Origin of the sequence: Jiangella ureilytica (assembly GCF_004348545.1) — a bacterium.
GTDB classification, from domain to species: domain Bacteria; phylum Actinomycetota; class Actinomycetes; order Jiangellales; family Jiangellaceae; genus Jiangella; species Jiangella ureilytica.
The window spans coordinates 1-20,207 of record NZ_SMKL01000075.1; the positions used below are offsets into that span (position 1 = coordinate 1).

The window sequence follows — 20,207 nt, forward strand, 5'->3', positions numbered from 1 at the left end:
CCGCTCCCCCGCCCCGCCATCGCCGGCGGGCCGCGCTGGCCGCCGTCGCCGTCGCGGGTCTCGTCCTGGCCGTCGCGGCGCAGCGTGCGGACGAGCCCGCGGCCGCCACCCCGCTCACGGCGCCCGCTGACGTCGCGCCGGTCACGGCCCTGCCGGGCGGCACCGTCACCGTCACCCTCGTCACCGGCGACCGCGTGCACGTGCGCGCCGAGCCGGGCCGCGCACCCGAGGTGACCGGCATCGACCCCGCACCGCGGGCCGACGGCGACCCCGTCGGCTTCCAGACCTTCCGCCACGACGGCGCCGTCCACGTGGTGCCGTCCGATGCGTCGGCGCTGCTGGCGGCCGACCGGCTGGACCCGGAGCTGTTCAACCTCACCACGCTCGTCGAGCACGGCCTCACCGGCGCCGGTGGGCTGGCGCTGATCGTGCAGTACGACGGCGCGTCGCAGCGGCGGTCGGCGGCGCGTGCGGCCGCGCTGCCCGGCGCCACGCGCGGCCCCGAGCTGGAGAGCATCGACGCCGCCGGGCTGCGGGTCGACCCGGAGCGGGCGGCCGACTTCTGGGCCGCCGTCGACGCGACCGACGGGGCCGGCGGCGCGTCGGCGGCCCGGCTGGACCGCGGCGTCGAGCGGATCTGGCTGGACCGGCCCGTCGAGGCGGTGCTGGACGAGAGCGTCGCGCAAGTCGGTGCGCCCGAGGCGTGGGCGGCCGGCTACGACGGCGAGGGCGTCACCGTCGCCGTGCTGGACACCGGCATCGACCCGGAGCACCCGGATCTCGCCGACCGGATCGTCGGCAGCCGCAGCTTCGTCCCCGGCGAGGAGGTGACCGACGGCCACGGCCACGGCACGCACGTCGCGTCGACCGTGCTCGGCAGCGGGGCAGGCTCCGGCGGCCGCTACACCGGGGTCGCGCCAGGGGCGCGGTTGCTGGTGGGCAAGGTCCTCGGCGACGGCGGCTCGGGCTCGAGCACCGGGATCATCGACGGCATGGAGTGGGCGGTCGAGCAGGGCGCCCGCGTGGTCAGCATGAGCCTGGGCGGCGACCCGACGGACGGGACCGACCCGATGAGCAGTGCCGTGAACCGGCTCAGCGCGGAGTCCGGCGCGCTGTTCGTCATCGCGGCCGGCAACGCCGGACCCGAGGCCGGCACCGTCGCCGCCCCCGGCGCCGCCGACTCCGCCCTCACCGTCGCCGCCGTCGACAAGCAGGACGCGCTCGCCGGGTTCTCCAGCCGCGGCCCGCGGGTGGGCGACGCCGCGACCAAGCCGGACATCGCTGCGCCTGGCGTCGCCATCGCGGCCGCCCGCGCCGCGGGCACCGGCCTGGGCCAGCCGGTCGACGACCTCTACACGGCGGCCAACGGCACCTCCATGGCCACGCCGCACGTCGCCGGCGCGGCCGCGATCCTGGCCCAGCAGCACCCGGGCTGGACCGGTGAGCAGCTCAAGGCCGCGCTCACCAGCACCGCCGCCGACCTGGGCGACACCGCCTACGAGACGGGCGCCGGGCAGCTCGACGTCGACCGCGCGACCGGCCAGGGCGTGTTCTCCAGCGGGAGCGTCTGGTTCGGGCACCTGCCGTATCCGCAGACGGCGCCGGTGAGCCGCACGATCACCTACACCAACACCGGCGCCGAACCCGTGGTGCTCGACCTCGCCGCCTCGCTGTCGACCGCGGCCGGCGGTCCCGCACCCGCCGGGATGCTCGGCGTCTCGCCGGGCACGCTGACCGTCCCGGCCGGGGGCATCGCGACCGCCACGGTCGCCGTCGACCCCACCGCGGGCGAGTCCGTCGGTCTGTACCAGGGCCGGGTCACGGCGACCGCCGGCGGCGGTGCGGTCCGGGTGACGACGGTGGTCGGCGTGTTCGTCGAGCCGGAGACGTTCGAGCTGACGGTGTCCGCCGTCGGCCCCGAGGGCAGCAGCGACGTCGACATCGACAGCTGGCTCGTCATCCGCAACGACGGCTGGATCGACTTCAGCGACAACGCCGTCCGGCTCCCCGGCGACCCGGAGGCGACCGTGACGCTTCCGCGCGGCAGCTACACGGTCGCGGCACAGGTCACCTGGCAGGACGGCGCCGGCGACGTGCACGCCGGACTGCCGCTGGAGCCGCAGGCCCGTCTCGACGCCGACACCGCGGTCCGGTTCGACCTCGGGCAGGCGACCCGGCTCGGCGCTGCGACGGCGGACCCGTCCGAGGCGTACGACACGCGGCTGGCCTACCGGCGCGGCGGTCCCGGCGACGGGTGGAGCCTGGAGGGCACCCTGACCGGCGACTACGGCGCGGAGAGCTTCTGGATCACGCCGACGGCGCCGGTCGAGGCCGGGACACTCGAGCTGACGTCACAGCTGGTCCTCGGCCCGCCGCTGCTGAGCCTGCAGACCATGGGCGCCCGGCCGCTGACGCTGTCGCCGCGCTACCGCTCCGCCGACGTCACCGAGCCGAGGCTGGACCGGCGCCGGCCGCTCGCGGTCGTCGACGGCGGCCGGGGCGACGACCTCGGCGGGGTCGACGCCGAGGGGTCGCTGGTGCTGCTGACGCCCGACGACCTGTGCACGCCGGACTGCGGGCCGGGGCTCGCCGGCCGGGTGGCCGCCGCGGCATCCGCCGGGGCCGCGGGCGTCCTCGTGGCCGGGACGACGGCACGGCCGTCGCTGGGCGGCGCCGAGCTCGCGCTGCCCGTCGCGACGCTGCCGCCGTCGGAGGGCGCGGCGCTGACCGCCGAGCTGGCGGTGCGGCCGGTGCGGGTCCGCGTCGGCGGCGACCCGAGCGTGCCGTCGCTGCGGCTGCTGTCCTACCGCGAGTCCGGCGCCGTGCCGGCCGACCTCACCTACCAGGTGAGCGACGACGAGCTGGCGGTCGTGCACCACGACATCCACGCCGGTGCCGGCGACCGGGGCGAGGCCCGGCGGTTGCTGTGGACGGTCGACGGCGGTGCGCTGGAGCTGCCGTACGTCACCGCGCCGCGGCGGCTCACCGTCGGCGTCGGGCCGGTCGACCCCGCCGTCCGGCACGCGATCGACCTGCAGGACGACGACGCTTCCGACCTGGGGCTCTTCGTGGAGTCGACGCAGCGGTTCTTCGGGACCGCGGGACCGCACGTGGTCGCCTGGAACAGCGGGCCCCTGGTGCCCGGACCGTCGTCGGGCTGGTCCGGTCTCGACGACCAGGCCGGGCCGCTACGGGCCTGCTCGGGCTGCCGCATGGGCGACGTGTTCCTGCCGTTCATGTACTTGGGCACGTCGCGCCAGCACGAGTCCGGGCTGCTGGGGCTGGTCGAGGGCGGCATGCTGGCACCGTCGTCGCACATCTGCCGGCCCGACGACCCGGAGCATCCGCCGTCCAGGCCACCCAGGTACCAGTGCGAGGTGCACCTCTACCGGGCCGACGGCACCGAGATCGAGCCGCGGCTGGTCAGCGACACACCGGCGATCCCGCCGTTCTCGGCGGCCACCGTAACGGAGGAGGACCGATGAGCCGGCCGAGCACCCGCCGCCGCGGGATCACCGTCGTCGCCGCCGTTCTCACCCTGCTGTTCCTGGCCACGGGCTGCCGGGTCATCGCCTACGACTTGGCGCCGGAGTCGCAGCGCTACCGGATGACCGTCGACCAGCAGAGCGGCGGCAGCACCGTCCGCACGGCCTGGGAGTTCACCTCGGCGCGGGTGGTCGAGGACGACACCCCGGACGGGACGATCTGCTTCGGCAACTACGTGCCCGAGATCGGCCTCGGCGGTCCGTGCGAGGCCGAGCCGCTGATCTTCCTCGGCTACGAGTTCGGGCTCGACCTCGCCAACACTGCACCTGCCGGCCGTCGGCACATGGTCGAGGTCACCGGCTACTACGAGGACGAGACGGCGCCGCTCGAGGTGGTCGAGCTGACCGCCTGGGCCAGTTTCGACGAGGGCGGCACCTGGTCGCCGCTCGGGGTCGAGCCCGTCGGCGGCGGGACGTTCGCCGTCGCCGTCGACCATCCGGCGGCTCGCGACGGCGGCTCGGTGTGGCTGCGGGTGCATGCCGTCGACACCGAGGGCAACACCGTCGAGCAGACCATCGAGAACGCCTACGGCCTGCGTCGCTGAGCGGTCTCGTCCTGCTGCCCGTCCGCCCCGTCCGCCGTCGTCGCGGGCGGGGCGGGCGGGGCGGGCGGTGGGCACGGACGGGACGGAGGTAGGTTCACCCCACAGCACACTCGGGGGAGGTGCGGTGGACGACCACACCCACACCAGCGGCGCGCTCGGCCGCAGCGTCGGCGGCGCCGAGACCGATGCCGCCCAGGCGCGCGAGTTCGCCGACGCGCTCATGGCGTTCCTGTCCGCCTCGCGGCGCACGCGCGGCCGGCTGCAGCCACTCTTCGACGACATCACCGTCCCCCAGCTCGTGCTGCTCGACGCCATCGAGGAGTGCGGCGCCGACGGCGTCGGCGCGGTGGCCGAGCTCACCGGGCTCAGCCAGCCGACCGTCACCCGCAGCGCCGGCGCGCTCGCTCGCGACGGCCTCGTCCAGTACGGCCGCACCGACGGCGACGGCCGGCGGCGCCCGCTCGAGCTCACCTCGCGCGGCACCGAGCTGCTGACCGCCAAGCGCGCGGTCGTCGCCGGTCACCTCGCCGGCGCCTGGGACAACCTCGCCCCCGCCGAGCAGGCCCTCGTCGTGCCGCTGCTGCGCCACCTCACCGAGCTCGTCGACAAGCTGTTCTGAACAACGCCTGGCGCGTGGAGCTGTTCCTGCTATATAAATCGGCGTACCCTGGAGGTGACGAGCCGTTCCCGCTGGGTAAGGGGAACAGGCGAGTACCGCAGCCGCAATGACGCGGAGGTGAGCAACGTGAGCTACGGGTCGGCACACCTGATGCACGCGATGTTCGATACGTTGCGCTACGTCCTGTGGGTCGTCGTCAGCGGCTTCGCCGTGGTCGGCGCCGCGTTCTACGGCGGGGCCGGGGTCGCCGCCGTCTGGCAGAAGGCGGGTCCGCCCGCCCGGCGCAGGAACGACGAGGTCAGCCGCGAAGCGGCCGACGGCATCGCCGAGATCGAGGCGTTCCTCGCGACACAACTCCCCCGGGCGCGCGACGACGATCCGCCGCCGGCGCCACGCCGGAAGCTTCCACCCGCGTCGGGCGAGGCGGCGTGATGCGAAGATTCCGCCATGACCGCGGAGTACCGGTTCTACGGTGACCTCGCCGAGTGGTGGCCGCTCATCTCCCCGCCCGACGAGTACGCCGACGACGCCGCGTTCGCCGCGACCGCGCTGGAGTCCGCCGAGCTCCCGGTCCGCCAGGTGCTCGAGCTGGGCAGCGGTGGCGGGCACAACGCCGTCCACCTGAAGCAGCGGTTCGCGCTGACGCTGGTCGACCTGTCCCCGCAGATGCTCGAGGTCTCGCGCCGGCTCAACCCCGAGTGCGAGCACGTCGAGGGCGACATGCGCGAGCTGCGGCTGGGCCGCGACTTCGACGCCGTCTTCGTGCACGACGCCGTCGGCTACATGCTCACCGAGGACGACCTCGCCCGCACGGTCGCGACGGCGTTCGCGCACTGCCGGCCGGGCGGCGCCGCGGTGTTCGTCCCCGACCACACCACGGAGACGTTCGCCGAGAGCACCGAGCACGGCGGCGACGACGCCGGCGACGGCCGGGGCGCCCGGTTCCTCGGCTGGACCTGGGACCCCGACCCCGCCGACAGCTGGGTGCAGACGGAGTACGTGCTGCTGCTGCGCGAGAAGGACGGCAGCACCGAGTCGATCCACGAGACGCATCGCACCGGCATGTTCAGCCGCGACGTCTGGCATCGGCTGCTCACCGGCGCCGGGTTCGAGCCGCTGGTACTCACCCGGCAGGGTGACGCCGAGGAGCCGCCCCGCGACCTCTTCATCGGACACCGCCCGGGCCGCATCGGCATCGCGGGCGACACTGTCAACGCCGCCGGCTGACAGCCTTCTCGTACGCGGCCGCGGAGTGCCGGACGTGCGCCCGCGAGACCCGTTCGGCGCGGGCCGGGTCGCCGGCGGCGATCGCGTCCATGATCGCCTCGTGCTCGCGCAGGGTCCTCGGCACGCCGCCCGACGGCCGGCCGGACCACGCGAGCCGGATCTGACCGCTGAGGTTGTCGGTGACCTGGGTGAGCCGCTCGTTGCCGGAGGCGCGCCAGACGGCGCGGTGGAACTCGACGTCGAGGTCGCGCAGGCTCGCGAGGTCGCCGTCGTCGCCGCGCTCGCGCTGCTTGGTGAGCAGCGGGTCGAGGACGGTCCGGACGAAGCCGGCGGGGTCCGGCGAGACCGCCACCTTGCGGGCGGCGATGCCGTCGAGCAGCTCGCGCAGCTCGTAGATCTCGCGCATGTCCGCCGGCCCGATCAACGGCACGTGGAAGCCGCGGTGCGGAATGGCGATCAGGAAGCCGTCACGTTCGAGCGCGGCCAGGGCGGACTTGATGGGCGTGGCGGACAGCCCGAGCCGCTCGGACAGCAGCCGGACGATCAGTTTCGTCCCGGGCGGCAGGTCGCCGTCGACGATCATGGCGCGGATGTCGCCGTAGGCAGACTGCGCCAGGGTCCGCTCTTCGTAGGGCACACGGCATGATCGCACCCACTCCGGACCCTGTGAACCCTTCGCGGCGGCTCTCGTCAACGCGCCGCGGGGGCGATGTTGTGGTTGAGGTGGAAGACGTTGTCGGGGTCGTACGCCGTCTTCAGCGCCGTCAGCCGGTCCAGCTTCTCGGGACGGTAGGCGCGGCGGACCCCGGCGGCGCCCTCGTCGCTGAGCGCGTTGACGTAGGCGCCGCTCGAGTAGGGCTCGACGGCCGATGCCGTGCGGCGGGCCATGGCCATGCGCTCGGCGTCCTCGTCCGCGTCGGTCCAGCGGGCCGCGGCGACGTACTCGAACGCGGCGTCGCGCTGGCTGAAGGCGGAGTCGCCGTCGGGCACGTCGGCGATCGCGCCGCCGTAGGCCTGCAGGCTGATGCCCATGTCGGCGGCGCCGTGCTCGACCAGGGCGTCGATGGCGGCGTCGGGCAGCCCGCGCACGTAGTGGCCCTTCCAGTAGCGCCGGTAGGCGTGCCCCTCGGGCGTGTCCTCGCGCGTCTGCAGCTCGACGTAGGACAGCTCACCGACGTTCTCGGTGACGGGCTGGCCCAGCGCGCGCAGCTCCGGCAGCAGGTCCGCCGCCTTGTCCGTCGGGCCGGCCCACACGTAGCCGACGGTGGCGAACCCGCGGCCGACCGACGCGGCGAAGGTGGCCTGCCGCGGCGCCTCGGTGCTCAGGTCGCGCCAGCCGCGCAGCACGGTGGCGGCCTGCTCGAGCGGGTAGGTCAGCTCGGCGACGTAGGCGCGGGTGCCGACGGGATGCAGCTGGAACTCGAACTCGGTGACGACGCCGAAGTTGCCGCCGCCGCCACGCAGCCCCCAGAACAGGTCGGGGTGCTCGTCGTCGCTGACCCGCAGGCGCTCGCCGTCGGCCGTCACCAGCTCGTACGACACGACGTTGTCGCAGGTGAGGCCGTACTGCCGGGCCAGCCAGCCCATCCCGCCGCCCAGCGTCAGGCCGCCGACACCGGTGTGCGACACGTTGCCGGCCGTGGTCGCCAGGCCGTGCGCCTGCGCCGCGACGTCCAGCGCGCCGAGCAGCGCCCCGCCCTGCACGCGGGCCCGCCGCGTCGCCGGGTCGACGGTGACCGCCGCCATCGGCGTGAGGTCGATCATCAGCCCGTCCTCCGGGACCGACATCCCCAGGACGCTGTGCCCGCCGCAGCGCACGCCGATGTCGAGGCCGAGGTCGCGGGCCAGCCGCACGGCGGCGACGACGTCGTCCGGGCTCTCGCAGCGCACGATCAGCCGCGGCCGGCGGTCGACCATGGCGTTCCAGACCGTGCGGTGGTGGTCGTAGTGCTGGTCGCCCGGCAGGACGAGGCGGTCGCCGAGCTGCTCGCGGAGGTGTGCGTGAGTTGTCATGGAGTGAAGCCTCACAGTGATCGGTCCCCGCGATAAGGTCCAATGGCATGGCGGAACCCCGGACCAATTCCACGGGCCAGAGCCTGCTCGTCACGCTCGACCGCACGGCCGCCGAGCCGCTGCACCGCCAGCTCGCGGCCGCGGTGCGCGACGGTGTCCGCTCCGGCCGGCTGCGCCGCGGCACCGCCCTGCCGCCCACCCGCCGCCTGGCCGGCGAGCTCGGCGTCTCCCGCGGCGTCGTCGTCGAGGCGTACCAGCAGCTGGTCGCCGAGGGCTACCTGACCAGCCGGACCGGCGGCTACACCGAGGTGGCGGCCGCCCCGGCGCCGGAGCGGCCGCAGCCGGCGGCGCCGGCCACCACGGCGCCGGTGGTCGATTTCGGCTACGGCCGCTACGACGTCGCGAACTTCCCGCGGGCCGCGTGGCTGCGGTCGATCCGCCGGGCCTTCGCGCAGGCGCCGAACGAGCGGTTCGGGTACCTGACCGGGCGCGGCGTCCCGGAGCTGCACGAAGCGCTGTCGGACTATCTCAACCGGGTCCGGGGTACCGCGGCCACGCCGGACGCCGTCGTCGTCTGCAACGGCTATGCGCAGGGAACCGCACTGCTGATCCAGGTACTGGCCGCACGCGGCGCCCGGAGGATCGCCGTCGAGGACCCGTCCGCCGACGACGACCTGCGCCCGCTCGCGGCAGCGGCCGGGCTCGAGGTCGTCGGCGTGCCGGTCGACGACGACGGCGTCCGCACCGACGTCCTCGGCGCGCTGAACGCCGACGCGCTGGTGCTGACGCCGTCGCACCAGTGGCCCACCGGAGGGGTGCTGCCGGCGCCGGCCCGGGCGGCGGTGCTGCGCTGGGCGGCCGGCCGCGGCGCGCTGGTCATCGAGGACGACTACGACGCCGAGTACCGCTACGACCGGTCGCCGGTCGGCTCGATGCAGGGGCTGGCGCCGGACCTCGTCGCCTACGCCGGCTCGGCCAGCAAGACGCTGGCGCCGGGGCTGCGGCTGGGCTGGCTGCTCCTGCCCCGGCACCTCGTCGACGACGTCGCCGCGGCCAAGATCGCGACGGACCGCGGGTCGCCCGTCATGGACCAGCTGGCGTTCGCCGACTTCCTGGTGCACGGCGAGTTCGACCGGCACCTGCGCCGCATGCGCCCGATCTACCGGCGCCGCCGCGACGCGCTGCTGGAGGCGCTGGCCTCGCGGCTGCCGGAGCTGGAGCCCGTGGGCGTCTCCGCAGGGCTGCACCTGGTCGCCTGGCTGCCCGCGGACCTCGACGAGGCCGCCGTCGTGGCCGCCGCGTCGCGGCACGGCGTGCGCGTGCACGGAGTGACGCCGTACCGCCTTTCCGCACACGTACGCGGCGGATTGATCTTCGGATATTCGGCACTGAGCGAACGCGCAGTCGCGGACGGAGTCGCGAGACTCGCGGCGGCGATTGCGGTGGTTCGGGGCGAATGATCGCCACACGCGTGACTGGTCCCGGTTCGTACCGGACCTTGATCGCGCGGTAGACGAAGATCCGCTGGTCGGCGACGTGCCGCCAGATTCTTCTGGATCCAGATGCGCCGAGCCGGGTTCATGGGTTAGTGTTGGTCCACGAGGCCGCCCTGCCGTTTTGCCCCCCAAATTGGCAGGGCGGCCCTTTCTTTGCCCGGACGCATTTCCGGCGTCTCAAACCTCTCTTGACGGTGACTTCAGTCACATACTTCGCGGACGCCTTATCCGGCCCATATTCGGTCATTCCGGTCACGCCGCACCCACCCGTTCACACGGCACCTGTCCGTCCGGTATTCTTGAACTACCGACATAGTGAAGGTGCATCATCATGACGGATCCCGTGAAACACACCGAAGCGCTGGGGCGGGTCCTCGAGCTGGTCGTGGTGCTCAGCGACGACATGAGCCGTAGCCTGGCCGCCCAGGGCCTCACCGACGCCCGCGCCCACCTGCTGTGGGAGCTGCACGAGCGCGGACCGTCCACGCAGCGGGTGCTGGCCGAGGCGCTGCGGGTCAGCCCCCGCAACATCACCGGGCTGGTCGACGCGCTGGTCGCGACCGGGTTCGTCACCCGCGAGCCGCACCCCACCGACCGCCGCGCCACGTTGGTCACCTTCACCGAGCACGGCGCCACCATCGCCGCCGGCCTCGAGCGCGACCAGCACGAGTTCGCGCGCATCCTCTTCGAGGGCATGCCCGACGATCGCGTCACGGCCCTGGTCGAGGGGCTCGACGAGGTGCTGGCCCGGCTGCGCGCCCACGGCGTCTCCCTCGACGCCCGCCCCGACGAGAGCGAGGCCGCCCGATGACGACCACGAGGACGACCCGGACCGGCGAGGCCACGCTGTTCCAGAAGGCCTCCGCCTTCGAGGCCGGCGTGTGGCGCAGCCTGTTCACGCTGCTCGCCCGGCGCCCGCGGGTGCCCGAGCCCGGCGCCGTCGGGTTCGCCTACCTCGAACCCGTCTCACTGCTGATCTGGGTCTTCATCATCGGCTCGGCCATCGAGGTGCCGGTGGCGCACCTGCTCATCGGCCACTTCGTGCCGTGGGCGCCGGCGCAGATCATCGCTCTGGTCATCGGCATCTGGGGGCTGATCTGGATGATCGGCTACTGGGCCGCGCTCAAGGTCAACCCGCACGCCGTCGGGCCCACGGGGCTGTGGGTGCGCAACGGCACCACCGTCGACATCGCGCTGAGCTGGAACGACATCGACGCCATCCGGGTGCAGAAGCTGACGCTGCCGGAGTCGAAGACGGTGCAACTGACCGACGGCGAGGACGGCACGGTGCTGCACGTGACGGTGTCGAGCCAGGTCAACGTGCATCTCGTGCTGTTCGAGCCGGTCACCGTCACCCTGCTGAGCGGCCCGGTGACCTTCACCGAGCTGCGCTTCTACGCCGAGGACCCGAAGGGCCTGGTCACCAGCGCCCGCGCGCGCCTCAAGGGGTGACGGCGGACGCTCCGCCGGGCGATCGCGGCGGGGCGAGACGATCCTGACCCGGCGTGCCGGCAGCCTGACGGCGAGCTCTAGAAGGTGACGACCACCTTGCCGCTGGCGTGCCCGTCCTCCTGGTATCGCAGGGCGGCCGGCAGCTCGGCGAACGGGTAGGTGCGGCCGACGACGGGGACCACCCGCCCGTCGTCGAGGTACTGCGTCAGCGTCATCAGGTTCGCCCGCCGGTCCCGGCTGCTCCCGACCTCGGTCATCGTCATGCGCTGTGACACGAACGCGTTGAGCGCGACGGCGGCGAACGCGTGCCCGGCGGGCTGCAGCCAGCGCCCGGCCGGCCCGCCCACGACGACCAGCATGCCGTCGTGCGTCAACACCCGGCGGAATGCCGGCGCCGAGTGCCCGCCGGCGACGTCGACGACGAGGTCGAAGCGGGCGCCGCTCCGGGTGACGTCGGTGGTCGTGCGGTCGACCACGGCGGTGGCGCCGATGCTTCGGACGAGCTCGGCGTTGCGGCCGCTGCAGACGCCGGTGACCTCGGCGCCCATGGCCGTCGCCAGCTGGACCGCGAACGTGCCGACCCCACCCGAGGCGCCGTTGACCAGGACCCGCTGACCCGCCTGCACCCCGCCGTCGTCGCGCACCGCCAGCAGCGCCGTGATGGCGGCCAGCGGCACGGCGGCCGCCTGCTCGAACGAGAGCGTGCGCGGCATCGGGGCCAGGTCGGCGGCCGGAACGGCGACGTACTCGCCGAAGCCGCCGCCGCCGACCAGCGCGAACACTCGGTCGCCGGGCGCGAAGCCGGCGACCTCGTGGCCCGTGGCGACGACCTCGCCCGCGACGTCGGCGCCGAGGATCTCCATCCTCGGCCGGCGCAGGCCGAGCGTGCCGGGCATCAGCCGGGCGATCCGTGGCTCGCCGCGCATGTGGTGCCAGTCGTACGGCTGGACGGACGTCGCCCGGAGCCGCACCAGCACCTCGTGGTCGCCCGGCACCGGAGTCTCGACATCGGCCGGCTCCAGCACGTCGGGCGATCCGTACGACCGAATCACGAACGCCTTCATGGTCGCCTCCTGGCGGCTGCTCTTACGTCGTAAGGTTTACGTTGTAAGGTAACCATACGACGTAAGGTTGTAAAGCCCCGGGACCGCCCACCGGCGCGGCCGTCGTCAGGTCAGGAGGAGGAGCGCTCGCGAAGCCGGTCGAGGCCGTCGAGCAGGAGGTCGAGCCCGAACTCGAACTCCTCCTGGTCGTCGCACCAGCCCAGCGTGGAGCCGGGGTCGTCGTGCGAGATGTGCTCGAGCAGGCCGGCCAGGTTCGGCAACCGCTCGGCGAGGTCCGCCAGCTCGTCGCCGTCGCCGGCGCCCCCGCCCCCGGCGGCGGGGGTGAACAACTCCTGGCTGAAGCCGAGCGCCCGGCTGCCGAGCGCGTGCAGCGCGTGGTGGGCGAGGTCGTAGGAGAACCCGCCGTCGCGCATGAGGCCCAGCAGGCGGTCGTGGTAGCGCAGGATCTCGGGGCTCATGGCGGCCCGGGTCTCGAAGACGGCCGGCACCCAGGGGTGGCGCAGCAGCACCTCGCGGGCGGCGAGGATGCGGCGGCGGACGGCCTGCTTCCACTGCGGGCCGGCCGACGGCACGTCCAGCGCGTCGACGACCTCGTTGATCTCGCGCCCGACGGCGTCGGCGATGCCGTCGAGGACCTCGTCCTTGTTGGCCACGTGGTAGTAGAGCGACATCGCCTCGGCGCCGAGGTCCTCGGCCAGCCGGCGCATCGTCAGCGCCCCCAGCCCGCCGTCGTCGGCGATGCGCACCGCGGCGCGCAGCACCCGGTCCCTGCTCAGCGGGGCCCGCGCCGGACCCACCTCGGCGTCGGCCGCCACGTGCATCACCTCAGCTTCGGATCGTACAAGGTCAAGGCTGGTCGGCTTCGTCAGCGAGGTCGTCGGTGGCGCGCCGCCCGGCGGACCGTCGCCCGACAGCGGCGTACTGCTCGCCGTGCTCGCGGTGCCGGTGCCGGCGATCGTCGTCATCCTGGTGGTCCGCTTCCGGCGCCCGGTCGCGACTCCGCACGCGGGCGCCGTCAGCCGAGCTCGATGATGCGGCGCAGGTCGGCACGGAGTTCCTCGAGCCGGGTGGCACCGAGTTCGCGCTCCAGCCGGCCTTCGATCTCGGGCACGGCCCGCTGGGCGATCGCCACGACCTCGCGGCCCTTCGCCGTCGGCAGCACGAGCTTCGCCCGCCGGTCGGACGGGTCCGGTTCGCGGACGACGTAGCCGTGTGCCTCGAGGTGCTGGACGAGCTCTGCGGCGGCCTGCTTGGTGATCTGCGCGCGCTCGGCGAGCCGGCTCACCGTGGTGCCGGTGTCGTCGAGGTGCTGGAAGATCGCGCCGTGGGCAGCCCGCACCGCCTCGTGCCCACTCCCGGCCAGGCGCCGCAGCACGTGGCCGTTGAGCGTCGTGAACGCGTCGCGCAGCAGGACGGCGACGTTGACGGGCCGCTGCCGACCGGCGGTCATCGGTCGCGGAGTTGACATCGACAAGCCTCCTGTCTACTTTCGAGATATGGACAAGCTACCTGTCGATCGTACCGAAGCGGAGCGGATCCTTCTCGGCACCGACGAGCTCACGGTCCTCGCGACCTCGGAGCAGACCGGCGGCGCCATCTTCGCCGTCGAGATCCGCATGCCGCCCGGCGGCGGCCCGCCCGTCCTGCACGGGCACGCACCGGGCGAGGTGTACCGCGTGCTCGCGGGCGAGTTCTCCTTCTATGTCGGCGACGGCGACGGCGGTGCGGTCCGCCGGGTGGTCGCCGGCCCCGGCGACGTCGTTCCGCTGGCGGGCAACACCCCGCACACCATCCGCAACGAGGGCACGACCGACGCGGTCGCGTTCATGGTGCACTCCCCCGGCGGCCCGATGGAGGCGTTCTCGCGCGCGGCCGCCGCGCTGGCCGCCGACGCTGGGGGACGGCCGTCCATGGACGACGTCCTCGAGCTCGCCCAGCGCCATGGCATCGAGCTGCTCGGCCCGTATGCCGAGGTCACCGCCGCACCGTGACGACCACCTTGCCGAACCGCGCGCCGGAGTCGAGGTACCGGTGCGCGGCGGCGATCTCGGTCAGCGGGAACAGCCGGTCGACGACGGCGCGAAAGGCCCCGTCGCGCAGGCCGGACGCCACGTAGGCCGCCGCTCGCCGCAACCGGTCCGCGTCGCGGGTGATCTCCTGGACGGTGAAGGTCCGCACGTTCAGCGCCGGCATCCCCAGCTCGAACCCCGGGTACGGCGTCGGCCGGCCGCTCTGCGCACCCCACAGCAACAGCGTCCCGCCGGCCGCGACGGCACGCGCCAGGTCGACGACACCCGGCCCGGCGACGGCGTCGAAGACCGCGGCCGCACCCCGTCCGCCGGTCAGCTCGAGCACGCGGCCCGCGACGTCCTGCTCGCCGGAGACGACGACCTCGGCCGCACCCTCGGCGAGCAGCCGGTCGGCCTTGGCCCGGGTGCGGGTGACGGCGATCGGCGTGGCGCCCAGCCGCGCGGCCGTGTGCAGGGCGGCCAGCCCGACCCCGCTGGATGCCGCCGTCACCACCGCGACGTCACCCGGCCGCAGCCCGGTGACCTCGGCCATCGCGCCGTACGCGGTGAGATACGGCATCCACACGGCGGCTCCGGTGACGGCGTCGACGGTGCTCGGCCGGGGCAGCAACGCCCGCGCAGGGACGATCGCCCGCTCCGCGTACACGCCGTAGTCGTTCTGCGAGAACGCGGGAACGACGCTCACCGCCTGACCGGGCTCGAGCCCGTCGACACCCGGCCCGAGCCGTTCGACGACGCCGGCCGCCTCGGCACCGAGCCGAGCCGGGAGCTCCAAGGCCTGCTCGATGTACTGCCCGGCGCGGAAGAGCGCCTCGGCCCGGTTGACCCCGATGGCGTCGACCCGGATCAGCACCTCACCCGCAGCCGGCTCGCCCGGATCGACCTCGTCGAGCCGGAGCACCTCGGGACCGCCGTACTCGTGGAACCGCACCGTCAACGCCATGCTCCCACTGTGCGCCGTTGGTTTGATGAGTGTCAAACTTCGATGGCCGTCGTACCATGGACGTGTGAGCCGGACCCCGCCGCACCCCGAGGGGTGGCAGATCGACCTGCAGCAGGTGCTGGAGGCCGTTGTCGACCCGGTCCGGCGCAGCATCGTCGCTCAGCTCGACGCCGCCGGCCACGACATCAAGTGCGGCGACTTCGACCTGCCGGTCAGCAAGTCGACGGCGACCCACCACTTCACCGTGCTGCGCGAGGCCGGACTCATCCGGCAGTACTACGTCGGCACGGCCCGGTTGAACACGCTGCGCCGGGCCGACCTCGACCGCGCGTTGCCCGGCCTGCTCGACGCGCTCATGGGGCGGGCGGCGGCTCCGTCGGCGTAGGCGGCGCGTCGGGCACGGGTCGTCCCGGTTCGCGCGCCTCCCGCAGGACGGCGACGGCGATCGCGCGGCAGCCGCCGGCCAGCGCCAGCCCGAGCCCGACGGCGAGCAGCGGCAGGCCGATGTCGAACGGCATGCTGGCCAGGTAGTTCAGCGCCGATCCCTCGCTGACGTGCGAGAAGCTCGCCGCGACGACCGCCGGCGCGAAGACCCCCGCGCCCGCCGTCCCGACGACGGACCACATGGCGGCGGCGAGGCTGCGCCCGGCCCAGAGGCTCGCCACCACGGCGACGGCCAGGAAGGCGAGCGTGAGCAGGGTCCAGCCGCCGCCGCTGCTGAGGCTCGCATACGCCCACCCGGAGTACGACCATGCGTAGCCGTCCTGGCTGAACCAGGGCAGCAGGTATCCCGCGACGGCGATCAGCGACCCGGCCAGCAACGCGGCGTCGGGCGCCGGGCGGAGGCTCTCCTCGGACTCCATGGCGCCGCAGCGTCACGACGCCCGGCGAACAGCAGGTGACGTCGAGCGCCGCCGATGTCCGGCGTCCGCGGGACCGGCGGCGCCCCGTCGCGCGAGTGAGCCCGTCGGTGCGCCGGCGACCGCGGCGTGTCCGCCCCTCCTCAGCCGTCCACCGAGCTGATCGGTGTCCGAGGCGACAGAGGGTGACCGCGCACGAGCTCACGGCCGGAGGGCCGGTCACCGCGAACGGTGGCCGGCCCTCCGGATGACGCGGTGGTTCAGCTGCCCTTGGTGAAGGCGTACAGGTTGCCGTCCCACGAGCCGAAGACCAGCGTGTTGCCCGTGACGGCGGCGCCGGTGGCGTTCCACGCACCGGTCTCGTAGTCCCAGACGATCGCGCCGGTCGCCCGGTCGAACCCGTACATGTGACCGTTGTTGGCGCCGACGTAGACGGTGTCGCCGGTCACCACCGGTGAGCCGAACACGCCGCCCTGGTCGATGTCGCCCGGCACCATGGTGCTCCACACGACCGCACCGGTGGCCGCGCTCAGCGCCGTCACCCGGCCGTCGGGGAAGCCCATGTAGACGGTGTCGCCCGCGATCGCCGCGGTCGACGTGACCGCGTCGTTGGACTGCAGCGACGGGCCGGTGCTGCGGTGGATCCACAGGTCCGAGCCGGTCACCACGTCGCGGGCCACGACGGCATTGTCCTCACCGACGTAGACCCGCCCGTCGCCGACCGAGGGCACGCCGCCGCCGGTGCCGCTCAGGGCGTTGGACGACTGCCAGAGGCGCGCGCCCGTGGCGACGTCGTAGGCGAGCACCTTGCCGCCGTTGCCCCCGCCGTTGCCGACGAAGACCCGGCCGCCGTCGACGACCGGCGTGCCGCCGGCCATCTCGTTGTTGACCATGGGGGCCAGCCAGATGGTCGTGCCGGTCTTCGGGTCGAGCGCCTCGAGGGCACCCGAGGCACCGGGGCCGAAGCGCTCGGCGTGCGTCCAGAACACCTTGCCCTCGGCCACGGTGACACCCCAGCCGCCCCACCTGCGCTGCACGTACGGCTCCGGCGCGGCCTCCGGCGAGCGCTTCCACAGCAGCTCGCCCGTGGCCGCGTCGATCGCGTAGAGGTTGGCGCGCAGGCTCTGCGCGTAGACCACGCCGTCGTGGACGGCGACGGTCCGGCTGACCGAGGAGTCGGTCGGGAACTCCCAGAGCTTCCGGCCGGTGGCGAGGTCGACGGCGTGCACCGCGCTGACGTCCTCGGCGTTCTCGTCGCGCGTGCCGGCGTACACGACGCCGTCGACGATCACCGGGGATCCGGTGAGGAACGTGCCCGGCGTCCGGTAGATCCAGGCCAGGTCCAGGTCACGGCCGAGGTTCTCGGTCGCGACGCCGCTGTGGCGCTCGTTGCCCTGGTGCTGCGGCCAGTCGTTCGTGGCCGCCGGGACGACCGGCTTCTCGGTCGTGACGGTGAACGTCTCCGTCGTCGACCAGAGCGTGCCGCCGGGGCCGTGCGCCTGGATCTCGATGCTGTGCCGGCCCGCCGACGGGCGCGGACCACGCCAGGCGCTGTACCAGGACATCTCGCCGGACTCGGTCATGCGGAACCACGGGCCCTTGCCGTCGAGCTGGTAGACGACCCGGGTGACCTCGTCGGACGTGTGGTAGGCGTTGACCTGGATCTCGTCCAGCGCGCCCGCCGCGATGCTCGCGCCCGGCACCGGGTTGGTGAGGACCAGGCTGTGATCCATGCCGTACACCCGGAACGGGTTCTCGAACGTGTCGCCCTTCATGTGCACGTACCGGAAGCCTCGCGGCGTCTGGTCGACGGTGTAGGAGCTGGAGTTCGTCTGCACGTGCTTCGCCGTCGAGATGAACTCGCTGTTGGCCTCGGCGTCGTTGGAGTGCGCGTGGCCGACGAGAACGAGCTCGGCGCCGTACTGCTCGAGCAGCTCACCGTAGACGTCGTACGCCCGGTTGCCGCCGAAGGTGAGGTTCATCGGCTGGTGGGTGATGACCACGACGCGCTTGTCCTGGGCATTGAGCTCGAGGTCGCGGCGGAACCACTGCAGCTGCTGCTCGAACTGCTCCGCCGAGCTGGCCTGGCCGTTGTTCTCGATGACCACGAAGTGGCGGTTGCCGTAGTCGAACGAGTACCACTCCGGGCCGACGTACTTGCGGTAGTTGTCGATGCGCGCCGCGTAGGTCGTCCCGGCGCTGCTCTGGTACTCGTGGTTGCCCACGGCTGGCCAGACCGGCAGCTCCGACTCCGCCGTCGCGGCCAGGTACGCCTCGAACTCGGCGTTCGTGGCGCTGTTCGTGAGGTCACCGCTGACCTGGATGAAGTCGAGCTCGTCCTTCGTCGCGTTGATCTCGCGGATCTGCTCGGGCAGCTGCGGGTTGACGTGCGGGTCGGCGATGTTGGCGAACGAGAACTCCGCGCTCTCCGAGCCCGGGACGCGCGTCAGTGCGAAGTCCGCGGTCTTCTCGTCGTCGGCGGCCAGCCGGCCGAGGTCCGCCCAGAACCTCGGCGTCATGAACTCGTCGTTCGGCACGGCGTAGCCGGACGGCTGGGTGATGAAGACCAGGTCGGTGATGCGCCGCTCCGGGTCGACCTCCAGCCGGTAGCCACCCTGGCCGTCGGTCTGCACGATGCCGGCGCCGTCCGAGACCAGGACGCCCGGGACGCCGCGCTCGTTCTGGTCGCGGATGCCGTCGCCGTCGCGGTCGTCGAAGACCGTGCCGGTCACCGTGGCGCGCGACGGGTCGACGGTCTCCGCGATGACGCGAGAGACCGGCGCCACGAACACGAGGCCGACCATGAGCACCGTCGCCAGCAGCAGGAGCCGTCTCGCACGGGCGAGCGCCTCGGGCGAGAGACGGTCGGTGATCGTCATTGCGGATTGCCTCCTCAGGCAGGGGTGGGCCGGGTCGCGCTCAGCCGAGCGGGACCCGTTGGGCGAACCACACGAGGCCCAGCACAGCGATGACCCCGGTGGCTCCGAGATGGACGGCTGTGGACAACGGGAGCCGGCGGATCGACGGCAGCGTGCGGGCGGCCAGGAGCACTGGGAACAGCACCGCCACCACCAGCAGCTGGCCGACCTCGATGCCCAGGTTGAAACCGGCCAGGGACCCCACCAGCCCCCAGCTCAGGTCCTCGGTGAACCGCATCGCGCTGGCGAAGCCCAGCCCGTGCAGCAGCCCGAAGGCGAACACCACCGCCAGCCGGTGCCGGACCCGTCCGCCCAGCACGCTCTCGACGGCGACGTACACGAGCGACAGTGCGATCAGCGGCTGCACGTACTGCGCCGGGACGTGCACCACGCCGAGGACCGACAGCGCGAGCGAGATGCTGTGGGCGACGGTGAACGTCCCGACCACCGCGGCCAGCGAGCCCAGCGACGAGGCCCCCAGCAGCAGCGCCACCACGAACAGGATGTGGTCCAGCCCGCTCAGCAGGTGCTCGACCCCGAGGCCGGCGAACTGGGCCGACGACGCCAGCACCGACCGGTCGCCGGCGACGAACTCCGTCACGTAGCTGTCGACGGCGGCCTGCCCCGTCGCGGCGCCGAGCTCGTAGTCGACGAGGTTCACGTGGTCGTCGACGATGCCCTCCTCCAGCGCGAACACGCCGTAGTGCACCCGGTACGAGCCGTCCGGCTCGCCGAAGCAGGAGAAGGCCAGGTCGAGCACCGCGTAGGTGACGGTGTCCTCGGTCCGCAGCCCGGCCCGCTCCAGCCCGCCCTCGCAGGCGACGTCGTCGAGGTAGACGACGACGCGGTCGTCCAGGTAGCCGGCGACCACGTCGAGCCGGTCTGCCAGCGCCGCCCGCCGCGCTTCGTCGTCGCCCGCGCTCTCGGCCTCGGCGCCCATGCCGGACGAGCGCGCCAGCACGTCGTACTCGAGCCGCAGCTCGTAGGCGATCTCGCCGCCGTCGGAGCGGATCACCGAGTAGCCGGTGGTGGTCTTCACGTGCGCGCCGGCGGGTGCCGCCGACAGCACGGCGGACAGCGCGGCTGCCAGCACGGCGACCAACGCGACCAAAGCGGCGACCCACGGACGACGCGCCCACGGCAGGGTGGTGCGCCGCGTTCGGTCCGCCATCTGGTGCCCTCCGGAAGCCGGTGACTCGTACTGCCGGGTGCCAGTCTGGGGACATCGATCAGACCGGCTCAATGGCCGGAATCATCCGTTCATCCAGGTTTCGCCACTCGGATGGCATCTTGTATCCAATCCAGACATCCGGGTTAAGGCCGGACGGCGAGAAACCGGCCTCTCAGGCCGCGAGCGCCTCCCACACCGCGAACGTCGGACCGAGCGCCCGCTCGGCCCCAGGCCGCCGCCCGCAGGCAGCGTGTGCAGCACCGCGCGGACGCCCGCGAAGCGGGTCACGGTGAAGCCGTCGGCCACGTCCGGCACCACGCCCGG

At 73.4% G+C, this 20,207-nt stretch carries 19 protein-coding genes; 10 read left to right on the top strand and 9 right to left on the bottom strand.

Annotated elements, in window-relative coordinates; genetic code table 11:
• The 5 genes from E1212_RS24300 to E1212_RS24320 all read left to right on the top strand — a co-directional run.
• The coding region (locus E1212_RS24300; RefSeq protein ID WP_131987275.1) for a S8 family serine peptidase at nt 1–3,485 on the top strand (3,485 nt) is incomplete at its 5' end.
• Nucleotides 3,482–4,090 carry a hypothetical protein gene (locus E1212_RS24305; RefSeq protein WP_131987277.1) on the top strand — a complete coding sequence of 203 codons (609 nt, stop codon included), beginning with the start codon at nt 3,482–3,484 and terminating at the stop codon, nt 4,088–4,090. The genes E1212_RS24300 and E1212_RS24305, both read left to right, overlap by 4 nt.
• A gap of 124 nt (nt 4,091–4,214) precedes the next feature.
• The gene (locus tag E1212_RS24310; RefSeq protein ID WP_162605612.1) at nt 4,215–4,709 is read left to right on the top strand and encodes a MarR family winged helix-turn-helix transcriptional regulator; all 495 of its coding nucleotides are present in this window, start codon (nt 4,215–4,217) and stop codon (nt 4,707–4,709) included.
• Between the two features lie 117 nt (nt 4,710–4,826).
• On the top strand, nt 4,827–5,141 hold the full coding sequence (locus E1212_RS24315; protein ID WP_131987281.1) for a hypothetical protein: 315 nt from the start codon (nt 4,827–4,829) through the stop codon (nt 5,139–5,141).
• Nucleotides 5,142–5,156: 15 nt separating this feature from the next.
• A complete protein-coding gene (locus E1212_RS24320; protein ID WP_131987283.1) occupies nt 5,157–5,936 on the top strand; it encodes a class I SAM-dependent methyltransferase in 780 nt (259 codons plus the stop codon).
• Here the strand turns inward: E1212_RS24320 and E1212_RS24325 are convergent.
• Together E1212_RS24325 and E1212_RS24330 are read right to left on the bottom strand one after the other, a co-directional pair.
• Nucleotides 5,920–6,573, bottom strand: coding sequence for a GntR family transcriptional regulator (locus E1212_RS24325; protein ID WP_131987285.1), 654 nt, complete (start codon nt 6,571–6,573; stop codon nt 5,920–5,922). The genes E1212_RS24320 and E1212_RS24325 overlap by 17 nt on opposite strands.
• A gap of 53 nt (nt 6,574–6,626) precedes the next feature.
• Nucleotides 6,627–7,949, bottom strand: coding sequence for an FAD-binding oxidoreductase (locus E1212_RS24330; protein WP_131987287.1), 1,323 nt, complete (start codon nt 7,947–7,949; stop codon nt 6,627–6,629).
• A gap of 47 nt (nt 7,950–7,996) precedes the next feature.
• On the opposite strand from E1212_RS24330, the gene pdxR reads away from it, so the two are divergent.
• The 3 genes from pdxR to E1212_RS24345 all read left to right on the top strand — a co-directional run bounded on the left by pdxR (nt 7,997) and on the right by E1212_RS24345 (nt 10,897).
• Complete coding sequence (pdxR, locus tag E1212_RS24335; RefSeq protein ID WP_131987289.1) at nt 7,997–9,409, top strand: MocR-like pyridoxine biosynthesis transcription factor PdxR; 1,413 nt, start codon at nt 7,997–7,999, stop codon at nt 9,407–9,409.
• Nucleotides 9,410–9,776: 367 nt separating this feature from the next.
• Nucleotides 9,777–10,256: a MarR family winged helix-turn-helix transcriptional regulator gene (locus tag E1212_RS24340; RefSeq protein WP_131987291.1), complete on the top strand. Its 480-nt coding sequence runs from the start codon at nt 9,777–9,779 to the stop codon at nt 10,254–10,256.
• Nucleotides 10,253–10,897, top strand: a complete 645-nt coding sequence (locus E1212_RS24345) for a hypothetical protein (protein ID WP_131987293.1) — start codon at nt 10,253–10,255, stop codon at nt 10,895–10,897. The genes E1212_RS24340 and E1212_RS24345 overlap by 4 nt, the downstream gene beginning before the upstream one ends.
• Before the next feature lie 77 nt (nt 10,898–10,974).
• Here the strand turns inward: E1212_RS24345 and E1212_RS24350 are convergent, their stop codons facing one another.
• The 3 genes from E1212_RS24350 to E1212_RS24360 form a co-directional block, all read right to left on the bottom strand.
• Entirely contained in the window at nt 10,975–11,961 is a 987-nt protein-coding gene (locus E1212_RS24350; RefSeq protein ID WP_131987295.1) for an NAD(P)-dependent alcohol dehydrogenase, read from the bottom strand.
• A gap of 110 nt (nt 11,962–12,071) precedes the next feature.
• Entirely contained in the window at nt 12,072–12,782 is a 711-nt protein-coding gene (locus E1212_RS24355; protein ID WP_131987319.1) for a TetR/AcrR family transcriptional regulator, read from the bottom strand.
• A 194-nt stretch (nt 12,783–12,976) separates the two neighbouring features.
• A complete protein-coding gene (locus E1212_RS24360; RefSeq protein ID WP_203417163.1) occupies nt 12,977–13,411 on the bottom strand; it encodes a MarR family winged helix-turn-helix transcriptional regulator in 435 nt (144 codons plus the stop codon).
• Between the two features lie 46 nt (nt 13,412–13,457).
• Between E1212_RS24360 and E1212_RS24365 the strand changes: the two genes are divergently transcribed.
• Nucleotides 13,458–13,952, top strand: coding sequence for a cupin domain-containing protein (locus tag E1212_RS24365; RefSeq protein ID WP_131987299.1), 495 nt, complete (start codon nt 13,458–13,460; stop codon nt 13,950–13,952).
• Here the strand turns inward: E1212_RS24365 and E1212_RS24370 are convergent.
• On the bottom strand, nt 13,936–14,934 hold the full coding sequence (locus tag E1212_RS24370; protein WP_131987301.1) for a zinc-dependent alcohol dehydrogenase family protein: 999 nt from the start codon (nt 14,932–14,934) through the stop codon (nt 13,936–13,938). The two genes, E1212_RS24365 and E1212_RS24370, sit on opposite strands and share 17 nt — an antisense overlap.
• A 64-nt stretch (nt 14,935–14,998) precedes the next feature.
• Here E1212_RS24370 and E1212_RS24375 point away from each other — a divergent pair, with 64 nt between their 5' ends.
• Nucleotides 14,999–15,319, top strand: coding sequence for an ArsR/SmtB family transcription factor (locus E1212_RS24375; protein WP_162605613.1), 321 nt, complete (start codon nt 14,999–15,001; stop codon nt 15,317–15,319).
• Here the strand turns inward: E1212_RS24375 and E1212_RS24380 are convergent.
• The 3 genes from E1212_RS24380 to E1212_RS24390 all read right to left on the bottom strand — a co-directional run bounded on the left by E1212_RS24380 (nt 15,288) and on the right by E1212_RS24390 (nt 19,883).
• Nucleotides 15,288–15,797 carry a hypothetical protein gene (locus E1212_RS24380; protein ID WP_203417164.1) on the bottom strand — a complete coding sequence of 170 codons (510 nt, stop codon included), beginning with the start codon at nt 15,795–15,797 and terminating at the stop codon, nt 15,288–15,290. The two genes, E1212_RS24375 and E1212_RS24380, sit on opposite strands and share 32 nt — an antisense overlap.
• A 257-nt stretch (nt 15,798–16,054) precedes the next feature.
• Nucleotides 16,055–18,673 carry an outer membrane protein assembly factor BamB family protein gene (locus E1212_RS24385; protein WP_131987305.1) on the bottom strand — a complete coding sequence of 873 codons (2,619 nt, stop codon included), beginning with the start codon at nt 18,671–18,673 and terminating at the stop codon, nt 16,055–16,057.
• 40 nt (nt 18,674–18,713) lie between these two features.
• The gene (locus E1212_RS24390) at nt 18,714–19,883 is read right to left on the bottom strand and encodes a HupE/UreJ family protein (RefSeq protein ID WP_131987307.1); all 1,170 of its coding nucleotides are present in this window, start codon (nt 19,881–19,883) and stop codon (nt 18,714–18,716) included.
• Between the last annotated feature and the right edge of the window lie 324 nt (nt 19,884–20,207).

Excerpts from the sequence above, each read along its gene's own strand:
- E1212_RS24350 (WP_131987295.1), bottom strand. The coding sequence starts at position 11,961 with ATGAAGGCGTTCGTGATTCGGTCGTACGGATCGCCCGACGTGCTGGAG.
- E1212_RS24385 (WP_131987305.1), bottom strand. The coding sequence starts at position 18,673 with ATGACGATCACCGACCGTCTCTCGCCCGAGGCGCTCGCCCGTGCGAGA.
- E1212_RS24305 (WP_131987277.1), top strand. The coding sequence starts at position 3,482 with ATGAGCCGGCCGAGCACCCGCCGCCGCGGGATCACCGTCGTCGCCGCC.
- E1212_RS24345 (WP_131987293.1), top strand. The coding sequence starts at position 10,253 with ATGACGACCACGAGGACGACCCGGACCGGCGAGGCCACGCTGTTCCAG.
- E1212_RS24360 (WP_203417163.1), bottom strand. The coding sequence starts at position 13,411 with ATGACCGCCGGTCGGCAGCGGCCCGTCAACGTCGCCGTCCTGCTGCGC.
- E1212_RS24330 (WP_131987287.1), bottom strand. The coding sequence starts at position 7,949 with ATGACAACTCACGCACACCTCCGCGAGCAGCTCGGCGACCGCCTCGTC.
- pdxR (WP_131987289.1), top strand. The coding sequence starts at position 7,997 with ATGGCGGAACCCCGGACCAATTCCACGGGCCAGAGCCTGCTCGTCACG.
- E1212_RS24320 (WP_131987283.1), top strand. The coding sequence starts at position 5,157 with ATGACCGCGGAGTACCGGTTCTACGGTGACCTCGCCGAGTGGTGGCCG.
- E1212_RS24365 (WP_131987299.1), top strand. The coding sequence starts at position 13,458 with ATGGACAAGCTACCTGTCGATCGTACCGAAGCGGAGCGGATCCTTCTC.
- E1212_RS24355 (WP_131987319.1), bottom strand. The coding sequence starts at position 12,782 with ATGCACGTGGCGGCCGACGCCGAGGTGGGTCCGGCGCGGGCCCCGCTG.
- E1212_RS24370 (WP_131987301.1), bottom strand. The coding sequence starts at position 14,934 with ATGGCGTTGACGGTGCGGTTCCACGAGTACGGCGGTCCCGAGGTGCTC.
- E1212_RS24380 (WP_203417164.1), bottom strand. The coding sequence starts at position 15,797 with ATGGAGTCCGAGGAGAGCCTCCGCCCGGCGCCCGACGCCGCGTTGCTG.
- E1212_RS24390 (WP_131987307.1), bottom strand. The coding sequence starts at position 19,883 with ATGGCGGACCGAACGCGGCGCACCACCCTGCCGTGGGCGCGTCGTCCG.
- E1212_RS24340 (WP_131987291.1), top strand. The coding sequence starts at position 9,777 with ATGACGGATCCCGTGAAACACACCGAAGCGCTGGGGCGGGTCCTCGAG.